Below are 15,296 nucleotides of genomic sequence, written 5' to 3'. Positions count from 1 at the left end.
CTACATGCAAGTGGGTTTGTAACGCCCACTTGTAGCCTTGTTCAAATAACCATTCAGGCGCCAATATGTCGCCCCATTAGTTTGCGTCGCATGCAGCGGGCTACTCATCAGCGTCGAACTATAAAAAGGAGAAATCATGGCAAATCCCTACCGCGAACTTCTCACCACCCCGGGCGTCATGGGGTTAGTGATCGCGAGTTCCATTGCCCGTTTGCCACAGGCAATGATCGGCATCGGCATCATTACCATGTTGGTGCAGCAGACGGGTCTTTATTGGCTGGCTGGCTCGGTCGCCGCTACTTTTACCTTGGCGAATGCGCTTTTCGGCCCGCAAGTATCAAAACTCGTTGATCAACGGGGCCAGAGTCGGGTTCTGCCCTTTGTCACGGCCTTCAGCATTGGCATGTTGCTGGCGCTGATAATCGCTGTCTATCTGAGGGCTCGGGCCCCACTGCTTTTTATTCTTGCGGCATTGGCGGGCACGATGCCGAGCATGCCCGCGATGATAAGAGCTCGCTGGACGCAGCTTTTCCGTGGCAAGCCGCAATTACACACGGCCTTCTCTTTGGATACGGTTCTAACTGAACTCGCCTTTATCATCGGCCCCCCACTTGCCATTGGTTTGAGCGTCAGCTTTTTCGCCGAAGCCGGGCCGCTTGTAGCCGTCTTGTTGCTGGTTGTCGGCGTGACGGCTTTTCTTATGCAGCGGCAGACAGAACCGAAGGTGGTCGTTGGCATTAAAAGGAGCGCAAGTTCAACCCTGCTTATCCCCGGCGTTCGTACCATCGTTCTGGCACTCCTGGCGATGGGTGTGATTGGCGGATCAATCGACGTGGCGGTTGTTGCCTTCGCCAACGCTCAAGGCTGGCCAGCGTCTGCTAGCTTAATCCTGGCAGCCTATGCGCTCGGCTCAATGATCGCGGGCCTGACGTTTGGTGCGCTAAGGATTTCCTTGCCGATTGAAAAGCAGTTCTTTATCGGGGTTCTGATAACAGCAGTCACAGCCGTGTTGCCCATTTTCTCACCGGACGTCTACATCCTTTCGGGGATGCTGTTTGTGGCTGGTGTGTCATTTGCGCCAACGATGGTCGTCGTCATGAATCTCGGTACGATCATTGTTCCACCGTCCAGGATCACCGAAGGACTGACATGGATGACAACAGGTATCAGCATCGGCGTAGCGCTCGGTGGAGTACTTTCGGGCCTGATCATCGATACTTATGGCGCACGAGCAGGGTTCGGTGTAGCCATTGCCGCAGGGCTCATAATGGTGGCAATCGTGCTTATTGGCCTGCGCACCCTTGGTGCCGCGTCAGCGACGTATGCCGAGCCGATCTTCCAGTAATTGGCAATGTCCAGCTTGGACAGATGGATGCAGCACTGACAGGGGGTGATTCAACTCAGCTATGGCAATGAGTTTGCTACGCCTATTGTGAATTGGTTCATCACTCAGCCTGGCGCAACCGTTTATAAAGAGTATTTCGGCTAACCCCGAGCCTGCGGGCCAAATGGGAGATATTCCCCCCAGCCGCCTGCAACTGCCGATTCAAATCCTCCACATCATTCAAATCCACTGCCAACGGCTCCGTTGTTTCCACCGGCTCCATCTCCAGGTCGACAAAAAAGTCATCCGGCAAATGCTCCGGCCGCACCGGTTGTTCCTCGGCCATGGCCAGCGCCACCTGCATCACGCTGCTGACCTGGCGCAAATTCCCCGGCCACGGATGACGGCCGAACAGTTCGAGCACCTCGCGGCTCAACCCGGCCCACTGCGATGGCTCGCGATGCTGTTCCCACAGACGCTTGAACAGCGCCTGCTTGTCGCTGCGTTCGCGTAGCGGTGGCAATTCGAGGGTCAAACCGCCGATCCGGTAATAGAGATCTTCACGAAACCGCCCGAGCTGAACCTGCTCGCGCAACGAGCGGTTGGTGGCCGAAATGATCCGGATATCCACTGGGAACAACTCGCTGCTGCCCACCGGTTGAACGCAACGTTCCTGCAAAACCCTTAACAGCCGCGCCTGAGTCGGCAGTGGCATGTCGCCAATTTCATCAAGGAACAGCGTGCCTTTGTCAGCCTTGCGGATCAGCCCGATGCTGCCTTTCTGATTCGCACCGGTGAACGCACCTTTCTCGTAGCCAAACAGCTCGGATTCCACCAGTTCGGCGGGGATCGCTGCACAGTTGACGGCAATGAACGGTTGCTTGCTGCGAGAGCTGGCCTGATGCAGGGCTTTGACGAAGACTTCCTTGCCGACGCCGGTTTCGCCATGGATCAACAGTGGAATGTCTTTCTCCAGCAAGCGCTCGGCCTGGCGCACGGCTTTTTCCACGCGACTGTCACCGAAGTGCAGCGTATTGAGGCTGATCGTGGCCGGTTCAGCGCTCTTGGTTTGCGCGCTCTTTGTTTCTGAGAACAGTCGCGCCTGAATCGGTGCCTGTTTCGGACGCTTCAACAGACACTGGAAGCGGTTACGCCCCGAGGCCTGAAGGGAGAAGGGCAGACCATCCGGCTGATTCAGCAGTTCCAGCAGCGACACCTTGAACAGGCTCTCGACACTGACCCGCGACAGACTGATGCCGAGCAAGTTGTCGGCCCGGCGATTCGCTGAGAGCACCTGGCCGCTCTCATCGAAAATCAGCAACCCCGCCCATTGGCTGTCGAGGTTATTCAAACCGGTGTTGAACGTCAGTTGAAAATGTTGGCCATGGAACAGGTTGAGGATCAGCCGGTTTTCCACGGTCTGACTCATCATCTTGACCATGCCGAGCGTGTGGGACGGCGGCAGGTAGCTGTCGCTGGACACATCCAGCACAGCGATGACCTTGCGTTCGGCATCGAAAATCGGTGCGGCGGAACCGGTCATGAAACGGTTGGCCTTGAGGAAATGTTCGTCGTGCTCGATGTGCACCGCCTGCTCGCAGGCCAGTGCGGTGCCGATCGCATTGGTGCCGCTGCAGCGTTCCATCCAGCTCGCGCCAGCGCTGAAACCGCGGGTCAGGCTCGGCTCGATAAACCGCTGGGTGCCCCAGGAAGTCAGGACCTGGCCCTGATTGTCGGCGAGCATGATCAGGCAATTGGAATTGCTCAGAATGTTCTCGTAGTAGGGCAGGACTTCCTGATGGGTGGTTTGCACCAGTGAATGCTGGCTTTCCAGCAACTGCGCAATGCCTTCGGCCGGCAGTTGATCGAAGGCGGGGGGGCTTTGGTGATCGAGACCGAACGCGCGGCAACGGGACCAGGAGTCCTGGATGATGGCGTCGTGGGAGAGCGGCGAGGCGGGTGCGGCCATGGCAGTCGATCTCTGAGCAAGCTTTTATTGTTTTTATGGTTTTTTGCACATCACATTGAATTTCGCACGTGATGGTTCAGACGCGCCACATCTTTGTAGGAGCCGGCTTGCTGGCGATGGCGTCATCGACATCGACATCGCCAGCAAGCCGGCTCCTGCAGGGACCGTGAACAGTCCGTAGAGTGTTGTTCACTATTGTTCATTGTCAACCGTTGAACTGTTCAATTGTTCAGTCGCGGTTGTTCATTTCTGTTCAGCAACGAACCCCGTTTTTTCTCTTGTTGAAGGAATTCCAAGCCACATCAATCACTTGCAATTTCTGGCACGAAAGTCGCTCTGTAGCTCCGGTCGCTTGACTCCAATAATAAAAAGGCCGAGCCATGTCACTCACTCTGGAGCACGTCAGCCGCACCGTCGAGGGTCAGACCTGGATCGACGATGCGTGCCTAAGTTTTGAACCCGGATCCTTCAACGTTTTGCTCGGCCGCACGCTGTCCGGCAAAACCAGCCTCATGCGCCTGATGGCCGGGTTGGACAAGCCCGACAGCGGGCGCATCCTGATGAACGGCGTCGACGTCACCCAACGCCCGGTGCGGTTGCGCAACGTGTCGATGGTCTATCAGCAGTTCATCAATTACCCGACCATGACGGTGTTCGAGAACATCGCCTCGCCGTTGCGCCAGGGCGGCGTTTCCAACGAGCTGATCCAGAGCAAAGTGCTGGAAACCGCGAAGATGCTGCGCATCGAGAAGTTTCTGCAGCGCTACCCGCTGGAGCTCTCCGGCGGTCAGCAACAGCGCACGGCCATGGCCCGCGCATTGGTCAAGGACGCCGAGCTGATCCTGTTCGACGAGCCGCTGGTCAACCTCGACTACAAACTGCGCGAAGAGCTGCGCCAGGAAATGCGCGAGCTGTTCAAGGCGCGGCACACCATCGCCATCTACGCCACCACCGAGCCTAACGAAGCGCTGGCGCTGGGCGGCACCACGACCATTCTTCATGAAGGCCGGGTGATCCAGAGCGGCAAGTCCTCCGAGGTCTATCACCAGCCGCAATCCGTGCTGGCGGCGGAGCTGTTCTCCGAACCGCCGATCAACCTGATGCCTGGGCGCATCGCTGGGAACGAAGTCAGCTTCGCCAACTTCGTGCACTTCCCGCTGAACGTGGATTTGCGTCCGGTGGGCGAGGGCGAGTTTCGCTTTGGTGTGCGCCCCAGTCATATCTCGCTGGTGCCGAGCAACGACGATGACCTCGAACTGGCGGTGACCGTCGAGGTCGCCGAGATCAGCGGTTCGGAAACCTTCCTGCACGTGCGCAACGAGCATTTCCTGCTGGTGCTGCATTTGCCTGGGGTCCACGAGTACGACGTCGATGCGCCGATTCGCATCTACATCCCGACCCATAAACTGTTTGTGTTCGATGCGCAGGGACGGCTTGTCCAGGCGCCCGGCCGCCGTATCGCGAGGGTTGCCTGATGGCCGAAATCCGTTTGCAGAACCTCGCCCACAGTTACACACGCACGCCGAGCGGTCCCGAGGATTACGCGATCCGCGAAATGGACCACATCTGGGAGCAGGGCGGAGCCTATGCCTTGCTCGGGCCTTCGGGCTGCGGCAAGTCGACCTTGCTCAACATCATTTCCGGGTTGCTCAGTCCGTCCCAGGGCCATGTCCTGTTCGACGGTAAAGCGGTCAACGACCTGACCCCGGAGAAGCGCAACATCGCCCAGGTTTTTCAGTTTCCGGTGGTCTACGACACCATGACGGTGTTCGATAACCTGGCCTTTCCGCTGCGCAATCAGGGCATGGCCGAAGCGAAAATTCACAGCAAGGTGCAGGAAATTGCCGAGGTGCTCGACCTCCAGGCGCTGCTGAGCAAAAAGGCGCGCAACCTCACCGCCGACGAAAAACAGAAAGTCTCCATGGGTCGCGGATTGGTGCGTGATGACGTGTCGGCGATCCTGTTCGATGAACCGCTGACCGTGATCGACCCGCACCTGAAGTGGAAGCTGCGGCGCAAGCTCAAGCAGATCCACGAGCAGTTCAACATCACCATGGTCTACGTCACCCACGATCAGCTGGAGGCCTCGACCTTTGCCGACAAGATTGCGGTGATGTACGGCGGGCAGATCGTGCAATTCGGTACGCCGCGAGAATTGTTCGAGCGGCCGAGCCACACGTTTGTCGGCTACTTCATCGGCAGCCCGGGGATGAACCTGATCGAGGTGCAGCCGCAACCGGGTGGCGTCGGATTCGCCTCGACGCACCTGCCGTTGTCCGACGCGCAGCAGCAGCGCATCGCTGAGTCCGAGTGGAAAACCTTGAAGGTCGGCATCCGTCCGGAGTTCGTGCATGTGTGGGACGAGCCGTTTGATGACGCGATGCAGGCACAGGTCATACACGTCGAAGACCTTGGCACCTACAAGATCATGACCCTGAACCTCGACGGCGCGCCGTTGAAAGTGCGTCTTGCCGAGGACAAGCCGGTGCCGGAAGGCACGGCGTATATCAGCTTCCCTGCGCAGTGGTTGATGGTTTATGCCGACGAATACCTGCTGGAGGTACTGCCATGAACAAGGTGCAGAACAACAAGGCCTGGTGGTTGGTCCTGCCGGTGTTTTTGCTGGTGGCGTTCAGTGCGGTGATCCCGATGATGACCGTGGTCAACTATTCGGTGCAGGACATCTTCGACCAGTCCAGCCGCTATTTCGTCGGTGCCGACTGGTACAGGCAGGTGCTGCTCGATCCCCGTTTGCACGACTCGCTACTCCGTCAGTTCATCTATTCCGGCTGTGTGCTGTTGATCGAAATCCCGCTGGGTATCGCCATCGCCCTGACCATGCCGACCAAGGGGCGCTGGTCGTCGCTGGTGCTGATCATTCTGGCGATTCCGCTGCTGATTCCGTGGAACGTGGTCGGGACGATCTGGCAGATTTTCGGTCGGGCCGACATTGGTTTGCTCGGGTCGAGCCTCAATGCGATGGGCATCAGCTACAACTATGCGGCCAATACCATGGACGCCTGGGTGACGGTGCTGGTGATGGACGTCTGGCACTGGACGTCGTTGGTGGCGTTGTTGTGTTTCTCGGGTCTGCGGGCGATTCCGGACGTGTACTACCAGGCCGCTCGGATTGATCGGGCATCCGCCTGGGCGGTTTTCCGACACATCCAGTTGCCCAAGCTCAAGAGCGTGCTGTTGATCGCGGTGATGCTGCGGTTCATGGACAGTTTCATGATCTACACCGAGCCGTTCGTGCTCACGGGCGGCGGGCCGGGGAATGCCACGACCTTCCTCAGCCAGACCCTGACGCAGATGGCCATCGGGCAGTTCGACCTGGGCCCGGCGGCGGCTTTCTCGCTGGTGTACTTCCTGATCATCCTGTTGGTGTCCTGGCTGTTCTACACCGCCATGACTCACTCTGACACCAACCGCTGAGGCCCATCATGAGCAAGAGAAAGCTGATCCCATTGCTGATCTACATCCTGTTCCTGCTGGTGCCGATCTACTGGCTGCTGAACATGTCCTTCAAGAGCAACACCGAAATCCTCAGCGGCCTGACGCTGTTTCCGCAGGATTTCACGTTCGCCAACTACAAGGTGATCTTCACCGATCCGGCCTGGTACACCGGTTACCTCAACTCGCTGTACTACGTGAGTCTGAACACGGTGATCTCGCTGAGCGTGGCGTTGCCGGCGGCATATGCGTTCTCGCGCTATCGCTTTCTGGGCGACAAGCACCTGTTCTTCTGGCTGCTGACCAACCGTATGGCGCCGCCGGCGGTGTTCCTGTTGCCGTTCTTCCAGCTGTATTCCTCGATCGGTCTGTTCGACACGCACATCGCGGTGGCATTGGCGCATTGCCTGTTCAACGTACCGTTGGCGGTGTGGATTCTCGAGGGCTTCATGTCCGGCGTTCCGAAGGAAATCGACGAAACCGCCTACATTGATGGCTACAGTTTTCCCAAGTTCTTCGTGAAGATTTTCGTGCCGCTGATTGGCTCGGGGATCGGTGTGACGGCGTTTTTCTGCTTCATGTTTTCCTGGGTCGAGCTGCTGCTGGCGCGAACGCTGACGTCGGTGAATGCCAAGCCGATTGCGGCGGTCATGACCCGCACCGTCTCGGCATCCGGCATCGACTGGGGCGTGCTGGCGGCGGCAGGGGTGTTAACCATCCTGCCGGGCATGCTGGTGATCTGGTTTGTCCGTAACCACGTGGCCAAGGGCTTTGCCCTGGGCCGGGTATGAGGAACTGATGATGGAATGGATGAGCTGGACCGTCCCGACGGCAACGTTTTTCTGTGTCATAGCCTTGATCCTGGTCGGCATGACGACCTGGGAATTGCGTTCGCCGAGCATTCTTCGGCGTGGTTTTTTGCCGATTGCCACCACCCGTGGCGATCGGCTGTTTATCGGTCTTCTCGGCAGCGCCTACCTGCATTTGCTGGTAATCGGCGTCACCGACTGGAGCATCTGGGTAGCGTCCGCGTTGTCCCTGGTGTGGCTGTTGGCTGTGATGCGTTGGGGTTAGGGTCTGTACGAGAGCTCGCCGAGCGGCGATCAGGCAAGGCAAAAACAGGCGAGGTAGCGGAGTTGACGTCAGTCAATGAGCATACCGAGCCTGTTTTTAACGCAGCCTGATCGACGCGCAGGCAGCTCTCGTACAGAGCCTGCTCCGAAAACCAATAAGGAGGTCTTATGTTCGACAAAAACAATAAGCTGCGACATAGCATTTCATTGGCAGCCATGCTGGCACTCAGCGGTTTGAGCGCTTCGGCCTGGGCCGATGCCTACGAAGACGCCGCGAAGAAATGGATCGGCAGTGAGTTCAAACCGTCCACGCTGACGGCCGAACAACAACTCGAAGAGTTGAAGTGGTTCATCAAGGCGGCCGAGCCGTTTCGCGGGATGAGCATCAAGGTGGTGTCGGAAACCATCGCCACCCACGAATATGAATCCAAAACGCTGGCCAAGGCTTTCACCGAAATCACCGGGATCAAGCTGACCCACGACCTGCTGCAGGAAGGCGACGTGGTGGAAAAGCTGCAGACCCAGATGCAATCGGACAAAAACATCTATGACGGCTGGGTCAACGACTCGGACCTGATCGGTACGCACTTTCGCTACGGCAAGACCGAGTCGATCACCGATCTGATGGCCAATGAGGGCAAGAACTTCACCTCGCCGACCCTGGACATCAAGGATTTCATCGGTATCTCCTTCACCACCGCGCCGGACGGCAAGATCTATCAGTTGCCCGACCAGCAGTTCGCCAACCTGTACTGGTTCCGTGCCGACTGGTTCGAACGCGCGGACCTGAAAGCCAAGTTCAAGGAAAAATACGGTTACGAGTTGGGCGTACCGGTCAACTGGTCGGCCTATGAAGACATCGCCAAATTCTTCAGCGAAGACGTCAAGGAAATCGACGGCAAGCGCGTTTACGGGCACATGGACTACGGCAAGAAAGACCCCTCCCTGGGCTGGCGCTTCACCGATGCCTGGTTCTCCATGGCCGGTGCCGGCGACAAAGGCATCCCCAACGGTTTGCCGGTGGACGAGTGGGGCATCCGCGTGGAGGACTGCCATCCGGTCGGCTCCAGCGTAACCCGCGGCGGCGACACCAACGGCCCGGCGGCAGTGTTTGCCACCACCAAATACGTCGACTGGCTGAAGAAGTACGCGCCACCGGAAGCGGCAGGCATGACCTTCTCCGAATCCGGTCCGGTGCCGTCCCAGGGCAACATCGCCCAGCAGATCTTCTGGTACACCGCGTTCACTGCCGACATGACCAAACCGGGCCTGGCGGTGATGAACGCCGATGGCACGCCGAAATGGCGCATGGCGCCATCTCCACGTGGACCGTACTGGGAGGAGGGCATGAAGCTGGGGTATCAGGACGTGGGTTCCTGGACGTTCATGAAATCCACGCCTGAGAAACAGAAACTCGCCGCCTGGCTCTACGCGCAGTTTGTGACGTCGAAAACCGTTTCGCTGAAGAAAACCATCGTCGGCCTGACCCCGATCCGCGAGTCGGACATCAACTCGCAAGCCATGACCGACCTGGCACCGAAACTCGGTGGCCTGGTGGAGTTCTATCGCAGCCCGGCCCGTGTGCAGTGGACCCCGACCGGGACCAACGTGCCGGACTATCCGCGTCTGGCGCAACTGTGGTGGAGCCACATCGCCGAAGCCGCGAGTGGCGAGAAAACCCCGCAACAGGCACTTGATGGCCTGGCCAAGGATCAGGACGCGATCATGACCCGTCTGGAACGCTCGAAGGCACAAGCCACCTGCGCACCGAAGATGAACCCTGAACGCGACGCGCAATACTGGTTCGATCAGCCGGGTGCACCGAAACCGAAACTGGCGAACGAGAAGCCTAAGGGTGAAACCGTGAACTATGCCGAACTGCTGAAATCGTGGGAGGCGGCACGTAAGTAAAAGTTTGGAAGGTGAAATGCGAACGGCACCGGAAGGTGCCGTTTTCATTTGTGTCTGATAAGGCCTCTTCGCGAGCAAGCCCGCTCCCACATTAGATCGGCGTCGGACTCAAGTTTTGTGGTCACTGCAGATCAACTGTGGGAGCGGGCTTGCCCGCGAAGAGGCCGTCTCTGGCAATCGATATCTAATGGACGGTCAAATGTATGAAGGTTAGAAGATCGCAGCCTTCGGCAGCTCCTACAGGGTGTACCTCGTTCCAAAGTAGGAGCTGCCGAAGGCTGCGATCTTTTGATGTTGACTCAATAACAAAAACGGCACCCGAAGGTGCCGTTTCTGTTTTCTACCGGGTATCGCTAAGCGATCAACCCGCCAACCCCGACTGCTGAACCAGTACCAGCAACGGCTGTGGGTACAGGCCGAGGAAGAACGCCAGGACGGCGATGGCCAGCAGCATCACGCCGCCTGCACGTTGTTCCCAGTGCAGTTGCGCATCGTGGCGACGCAGGTTCGGTTCGATCAGGTACAGCGTGACCATGACGCGCAGGTAGTAGAAGACGCCGATGGCGCTGCCCAGTACCAGGGAACCGACCAGCCACCATTGGTGCGACTCGACACCGGTGGCGATGATGTAGAACTTGCCGATGAAGCCCGCGGTCAGCGGGATACCGGCCAGGGACAGCATCATCACGGTCAGGACGGCGGTCAGGTACGGACGGCGCCAGAACAGGCCGCGGTATTCGTACAGCGCATCGGCGTCACGGCCGTTGTACGGCGAGGACATCAGGGTGATCACGCCGAACGCGCCAAGGCTGGTGATCACGTAAGTGACCAGGTACACGCCGATGGCTTCCACGGCCAGACCCTTGCTCGCCACCAAGGCGATCAGCAGGTAACCGAAGTGAGCGATGGACGAGTAACCCAGCAGACGCTTGAGGTTGCTCTGGGTCAGTGCCAGCAGGTTACCGAACAGGATCGACGCGATGGCGATGATGGTCAGCACGTCGCTGAGTACACCGCTGCTCGCCGCCGGCGAGATCTGGAACAGACGCACCATCACCGCGAACACAGCGACTTTGGAAGCAGTCGCCAGGAACGCCGCCACCGGTGCCGGAGCACCTTCGTAAACGTCCGGGGTCCAGAGGTGGAACGGTACCAGCGACAGTTTGAACGCCAGACCGATCAGCATCATGCCCAGGCCCAGTTGCGCCAGGGAGCTTGGCAGGCCGGTGGCCGCGAGGGCCTGGCCGATGCCGACGAAGCTCAGGCTGCCGGAGTCGGCGTAGAGCAGGGCCATACCGAACAACAGGAACGCGGAACCGGCGGCCGACAGCACCATGTACTTGATACCGGCTTCCAGCGAACGCTTGTTGAAGAAGGCGTAAGCCACCAGACCGTAGACCGGCACCGACAACAGTTCCAGACCGATGAACAACCCGGCCAGGTGCTGCGCGCTGACCAGAACCAGGCCACCGGCGGCGGCCATCAGGATCAGCAGGTACAGTTCTTCGCGGTTGCCCGGATAACCCGAACCGCCATCGCCGAGGTAGGCGTGGGCGAGGGTGACACAGGCGAGGGTGGCGACCAGGATCAGCGCCATGTACAAGCAGGCGAAGCTATCGATCTGCAGCAGTGGCGTCACCGCCAGTGGTGCGACTTTCAGGGCTGGCAGGATCGACAGCAGCGCCAGGTTCAGACCCGCCACGGAAATCAGGAAGGTCTGCGAGTGGTTGCGGCGCCAGGCAATCGCCAGCATCACCACGATGATCGTGGCGCTGGTGATCAACAACGGCGCTAGCGCGATAAAGTGTTGAGTCGTGAATTCCATAGCGCTCTTACCGGGCCGAAGCGAGTTGAGTGAAGGCGGTGCCGAGCCATTGCTGCACGCCATGCATCGTCGCAGCAGAGGTATCGAGGAACGGTTGCGGGTACACGCCGATGTAGATCAGCAGCGCCGCAAGCCCGACCACCATGATCAGTTCGCGACCGTCCATGCCATGCAGTACCGCGTCCGATTTGGCCGGACCGAAGTACGCACGGTGGATCATGATCAGCGAGTAGACCGAACCGAACACCAGGCCCGACGTCGCGATGATGGTGATCCATGGAGCGATCGGGAAGGTGCCGATCAGGATCAGGAACTCACCGACGAAGTTACCGGTACCCGGCAAGCCCAGGGACGCCGCTGCAAAGAACAGGCTGAGGGCCGGCAGGTAAGCGATCTTCGACCACAGGCCACCCATTTCACGCATGTCGCGGGTGTGGGTGCGTTCGTACAACTGACCGCTGAGGATAAAGAGTGCCGCGGCCGACAGACCGTGCGCCAGCATCTGCATCACCGCGCCCTGCAGCGCCAGTTGGCTGCCGGAGTAGATGCCGATCAGTACGAAGCCCATGTGGGAAACGGACGAGAAGGCGATCAGACGCTTGATGTCGGTTTGTGCGAAGGCCAGGAACGCGCCGTAGAAAATCCCGATCAGACCGAGGGTCATGGCGATCGGCGCGAACTCGGCCGAGGCATTCGGGAACAGCGGCAGGGCGAAACGCAGCAGACCGTAGGCAGCGGTTTTCAACAGAATACCGGCCAGGTCGACCGAACCCGCGGTTGGCGCCTGGGCGTGAGCGTCAGGCAACCAGGAGTGGAACGGCACCACTGGCAGCTTCACCGCGAAGGCGATGAAGAAGCCGAGCATCAGGATGTACTCGGTGGTCAGCGACATCTTGGTTTTCAACAGGTCGGCGTAGTTGAAGGTAATCACGCCGGTGTCGTTGAAGTTGACCAGGACCAGACCCAGGATCGCCACCAGCATGATCAGGCCGGACGCCTGAGTGAAGATGAAGAACTTGGTCGCCGCGTAGATCCGGGTTTTCTTGCCGTCCGAAGAACTGTGACCCCAGAGCGCGATGAGGAAGTACATCGGCACCAGCATCATTTCCCAGAAGAAGAAGAACATGAACAGGTCGAGGGCGAGGAATACGCCGACGACACCGCCCAGGATCCACATCAGGTTCAGGTGGAAGAAGCCAACGTGACGTTGAATCTCTTTCCACGAGCAGAGTACCGAAAGCACACCCAGCAGACCGGTCAGCATGATCATCAGCAGCGACAGGCCGTCGAGGGCCAGGTGCACGCTGATGCCGAAGCGTTCGATCCAGATGTGCTTGAACTCAAGCACCCAGGTCGGATCGGCGCCAGGCTTTGGTGCAAATGAATAGTCGCCGTTGGCCCACAGCCAGAGGCCGAGGGCGAGCAACAGGGACATGGTGATCAGCGCAATCCAGCGGGGGAGGGTGGCGCCGAAGCGCTCACCCATCCAGCACAGCAGGCCGCCGATGAAGGGGATCAGGATTAGCCAAGGCAGAATCATGACGGGCTCAATTCCTTTCGCAAGTTCGCAAGGTTCATATTCAGACCGCTACCAGCACGATGGCGCCGATGACCAGCACGGAGCCGGCTGCCATCGATGCCGCGTACCAACGCAGTTGACCGGTTTCGGTACGGCTCAGGGCGGTGTGACCGCCTTTGGCCATACGCGGGATCAGACCGATGGTCTGGTCGAGCGGGTCTTTGCGCAGTACGTGGCTGATCGCCAGGTATGGCTTGACGAACAGTTTGTCGTAGATCCAGTCGAAGCCCCAGGCAGCGAACCACCAGGCCGAAAGGAAGCGGCCGATGCCGCTGTTGGCGATTGCAGTGACGAAACGACGCTTGCCGAGGAACAGCAGCGCGGCCAGCAGGATACCGGCCAGGGCGATTGCACCCGAGGCGATTTCCAGGCTGTGCTTGGCTTCGCCGCCAGCGTGGCCGACGCTTTCCGGCAACACACCGTGCAGCGGCGGAACGATCATCGCGCCAATGGCGGTGGACAATACGATCAGCACCGACAGTGGCAGCCAGTGAGCGATGCCGTGACCGGCGTGCGCTTCGGTCTTCGCTTCACCGTGGAACGCGATGAAGATCAGGCGGAAGGTGTACAGCGAGGTCATGAACGCACCGACCAGACCTGCGTACAGCAGACCATTGTTGCCGCTGGCGAACGCTTCCCAGAGGATTTCGTCCTTGGAGTAGAAGCCTGCGGTCACCAGTGGCAGGGCCGCCAGGGCCGCGCCGCCGACGATGAAGCTGGCGTAGGCCAGAGGCAGTTTCTTCCACAGGCCGCCCATCTTGAAGATGTTCTGCTCGTGGTGGCAGGCAACGATCACCGCACCGGAGGCAAGGAACAGCAGGGCCTTGAAGAATGCGTGGGTCATCAGGTGGAAGATCGCGCCATCCCAGGCACCCACGCCCAGCGCCAGGAACATGTAGCCGATCTGGCTCATGGTCGAATAGGCGAGGATACGTTTGATGTCGGTCTGGACCAGTGCGGCAAAACCGGCAAGAACCAGGGTCACGCCACCGACGATGCCGACCAGGTGCAGGATTTCTGGCGCCAGGGTGAACAGACCGTGGGTCCGGGCGATCAGGTAGACACCGGCGGTCACCATGGTCGCGGCGTGGATCAGTGCCGAAACCGGGGTAGGACCGGCCATCGCATCCGCCAGCCAGGTTTGCAGCGGCAGTTGCGCCGATTTACCGACAGCGCCGCCCAGCAGCATCAGGGTGGCCATGACCATCCAGAAGTCGCCGGCCTGGAATTTCTGCGGTGCCAGCACCAGCAGTTCCTGGACGTTCAGCGTGCCCAGTTGGGCAAACAGGATGAACAGGCCGATGGCCATGAACACGTCGCCGATGCGGGTGACGATAAAGGCTTTCAGTGCGGCGTTACCGTTGTTGCGGTTGCTGTAGTAGAAACCGATCAACAGGTACGAGCACAGGCCCACGCCTTCCCAGCCGAAGTACAGGAACAACAGGTTATCGCCCAGCACCAGGAACAGCATGCTGGCGATAAACAGGTTGGTGTAGGCGAAGAAGCGCGAGTAACCGGCTTCACCGCGCATGTACCAGGACGCGAACAGGTGGATCAGGAAGCCGACGCCGACCACCACGCCGAGCATGGTCACGGACAGGCCGTCCAGGTACAGCGCGAAGTTAGGCGTGAAGCCTTCCACCGCCATCCACTGCCACAACACCTGGGTGTAGTGACCGCCTTCAGGTGGCGCGACGTTGAATTGCCAGATCACGTAGGCCGTAACGATGGCAGACAAACCGATGGAACCGACGCCGATCAGCGCCGACAGGTTTTCCGAGAGGCGTCCACGGGAGAACGACAGCAGCAGGAAACCTATGAGAGGGAATACGAAAGTCAGATAGAGAAGATTCATCCGCGCATCTCACTGGCAGCGTCGATATCGAGCGTGTGGAAGCGGCGATACAGTTGCAGCAGGATCGCCAGGCCAATACTGGCCTCGGCGGCTGCCAGGCTGATCACCAGGATGAACATGATCTGTCCATCCGGCTGCGCCCAGCGGCTACCGGCAACGATGAACGCCAACGCGGAGGCATTCATCATGACCTCCAGGCTCATCAGCACGAAGAGAATGTTGCGGCGGACCATCAGGCCGACCAGACCGAGGCAGAACAGGATGCCGGCGACCGCCAGACCATGCTCCAAAGGGATAGCAGGCATCG

General features: G+C 59.3%; 12 protein-coding genes. 7 read left to right on the top strand and 5 right to left on the bottom strand.

The annotated features are described in order from the left end of the window. Positions 1-136: 136 nt before the first annotated feature. A complete protein-coding gene (locus PMI01S_RS17960; protein WP_084321344.1) occupies positions 137-1,345 on the top strand; it encodes an MFS transporter in 1,209 nt (402 codons plus the stop codon). Positions 1,346-1,445: 100 nt separating this feature from the next. Here PMI01S_RS17960 and PMI01S_RS17955 read toward each other — a convergent pair whose 3' ends face one another. Next, entirely contained in the window at positions 1,446-3,293 is a 1,848-nt protein-coding gene (locus PMI01S_RS17955; protein ID WP_084321342.1) for a sigma-54-dependent Fis family transcriptional regulator, read from the bottom strand. 380 nt (positions 3,294-3,673) lie between these two features. Between PMI01S_RS17955 and PMI01S_RS17950 the strand changes: the two genes are divergently transcribed. From PMI01S_RS17950 to PMI01S_RS17925, 6 genes are all read left to right on the top strand, one after another. Continuing rightward, positions 3,674-4,768: an ABC transporter ATP-binding protein gene (locus PMI01S_RS17950; RefSeq protein WP_084321340.1), complete on the top strand. Its 1,095-nt coding sequence runs from the start codon at positions 3,674-3,676 to the stop codon at positions 4,766-4,768. Then, positions 4,768-5,865: an ABC transporter ATP-binding protein gene (locus PMI01S_RS17945; RefSeq protein WP_084321338.1), complete on the top strand. Its 1,098-nt coding sequence runs from the start codon at positions 4,768-4,770 to the stop codon at positions 5,863-5,865. Before PMI01S_RS17950 ends, PMI01S_RS17945 begins: the two co-directional genes overlap by 1 nt. Continuing rightward, positions 5,862-6,728, top strand: coding sequence for a carbohydrate ABC transporter permease (locus PMI01S_RS17940; protein ID WP_084321336.1), 867 nt, complete (start codon positions 5,862-5,864; stop codon positions 6,726-6,728). The genes PMI01S_RS17945 and PMI01S_RS17940 overlap by 4 nt, the downstream gene beginning before the upstream one ends. 8 nt (positions 6,729-6,736) lie before the next feature. Beyond that, positions 6,737-7,537 carry a carbohydrate ABC transporter permease gene (locus PMI01S_RS17935; protein WP_017339615.1) on the top strand — a complete coding sequence of 267 codons (801 nt, stop codon included), beginning with the start codon at positions 6,737-6,739 and terminating at the stop codon, positions 7,535-7,537. A 10-nt stretch (positions 7,538-7,547) separates the two neighbouring features. Next, positions 7,548-7,820 (top strand): DUF2160 domain-containing protein, encoded by a 273-nt coding sequence (locus tag PMI01S_RS17930; protein WP_031319023.1) that lies wholly within the window; start codon positions 7,548-7,550, stop codon positions 7,818-7,820. 167 nt (positions 7,821-7,987) lie between these two features. Next, positions 7,988-9,730 carry an ABC transporter substrate-binding protein gene (locus PMI01S_RS17925; RefSeq protein ID WP_084321334.1) on the top strand — a complete coding sequence of 581 codons (1,743 nt, stop codon included), beginning with the start codon at positions 7,988-7,990 and terminating at the stop codon, positions 9,728-9,730. 361 nt (positions 9,731-10,091) lie between these two features. Here PMI01S_RS17925 and nuoN read toward each other — a convergent pair whose 3' ends face one another. From nuoN to nuoK, 4 genes are read right to left on the bottom strand one after another with little or no spacing between them, the layout of a single operon-like run. Further along, on the bottom strand, positions 10,092-11,555 hold the full coding sequence (nuoN, locus tag PMI01S_RS17920) for an NADH-quinone oxidoreductase subunit NuoN (RefSeq protein ID WP_084321332.1): 1,464 nt from the start codon (positions 11,553-11,555) through the stop codon (positions 10,092-10,094). Positions 11,556-11,562: 7 nt separating this feature from the next. After that, positions 11,563-13,095 carry an NADH-quinone oxidoreductase subunit M gene (nuoM, locus tag PMI01S_RS17915; RefSeq protein WP_084321330.1) on the bottom strand — a complete coding sequence of 511 codons (1,533 nt, stop codon included), beginning with the start codon at positions 13,093-13,095 and terminating at the stop codon, positions 11,563-11,565. A 40-nt stretch (positions 13,096-13,135) separates the two neighbouring features. Continuing rightward, on the bottom strand, positions 13,136-14,989 hold the full coding sequence (nuoL, locus tag PMI01S_RS17910; RefSeq protein ID WP_084321328.1) for an NADH-quinone oxidoreductase subunit L: 1,854 nt from the start codon (positions 14,987-14,989) through the stop codon (positions 13,136-13,138). Further along, a complete protein-coding gene (gene nuoK, locus PMI01S_RS17905; protein WP_007940879.1) occupies positions 14,986-15,294 on the bottom strand; it encodes an NADH-quinone oxidoreductase subunit NuoK in 309 nt (102 codons plus the stop codon). Before nuoK ends, nuoL begins: the two co-directional genes overlap by 4 nt. Positions 15,295-15,296: the final 2 nt, after the last annotated feature.

Source organism: Pseudomonas migulae NBRC 103157 (assembly GCF_002091715.1).
Lineage (GTDB): Bacteria > Pseudomonadota > Gammaproteobacteria > Pseudomonadales > Pseudomonadaceae > Aquipseudomonas > Aquipseudomonas migulae_A.
Note: the sequence above shows the minus strand (reverse complement) of the source record. Positions and strands in the feature narration are given on the sequence as shown.

Coding starts and splice junctions, on each gene's coding strand:
- nuoN (WP_084321332.1), bottom strand. CDS start 11,555: ATGGAATTCACGACTCAACACTTTATCGCGCTAGCGCCGTTGTTGATC.
- PMI01S_RS17945 (WP_084321338.1), top strand. CDS start 4,768: ATGGCCGAAATCCGTTTGCAGAACCTCGCCCACAGTTACACACGCACG.
- PMI01S_RS17930 (WP_031319023.1), top strand. CDS start 7,548: ATGGAATGGATGAGCTGGACCGTCCCGACGGCAACGTTTTTCTGTGTC.
- PMI01S_RS17960 (WP_084321344.1), top strand. CDS start 137: ATGGCAAATCCCTACCGCGAACTTCTCACCACCCCGGGCGTCATGGGG.
- PMI01S_RS17940 (WP_084321336.1), top strand. CDS start 5,862: ATGAACAAGGTGCAGAACAACAAGGCCTGGTGGTTGGTCCTGCCGGTG.
- PMI01S_RS17950 (WP_084321340.1), top strand. CDS start 3,674: ATGTCACTCACTCTGGAGCACGTCAGCCGCACCGTCGAGGGTCAGACC.
- PMI01S_RS17925 (WP_084321334.1), top strand. CDS start 7,988: ATGTTCGACAAAAACAATAAGCTGCGACATAGCATTTCATTGGCAGCC.
- nuoM (WP_084321330.1), bottom strand. CDS start 13,095: ATGATTCTGCCTTGGCTAATCCTGATCCCCTTCATCGGCGGCCTGCTG.
- PMI01S_RS17955 (WP_084321342.1), bottom strand. CDS start 3,293: ATGGCCGCACCCGCCTCGCCGCTCTCCCACGACGCCATCATCCAGGAC.
- PMI01S_RS17935 (WP_017339615.1), top strand. CDS start 6,737: ATGAGCAAGAGAAAGCTGATCCCATTGCTGATCTACATCCTGTTCCTG.
- nuoL (WP_084321328.1), bottom strand. CDS start 14,989: ATGAATCTTCTCTATCTGACTTTCGTATTCCCTCTCATAGGTTTCCTG.
- nuoK (WP_007940879.1), bottom strand. CDS start 15,294: ATGCCTGCTATCCCTTTGGAGCATGGTCTGGCGGTCGCCGGCATCCTG.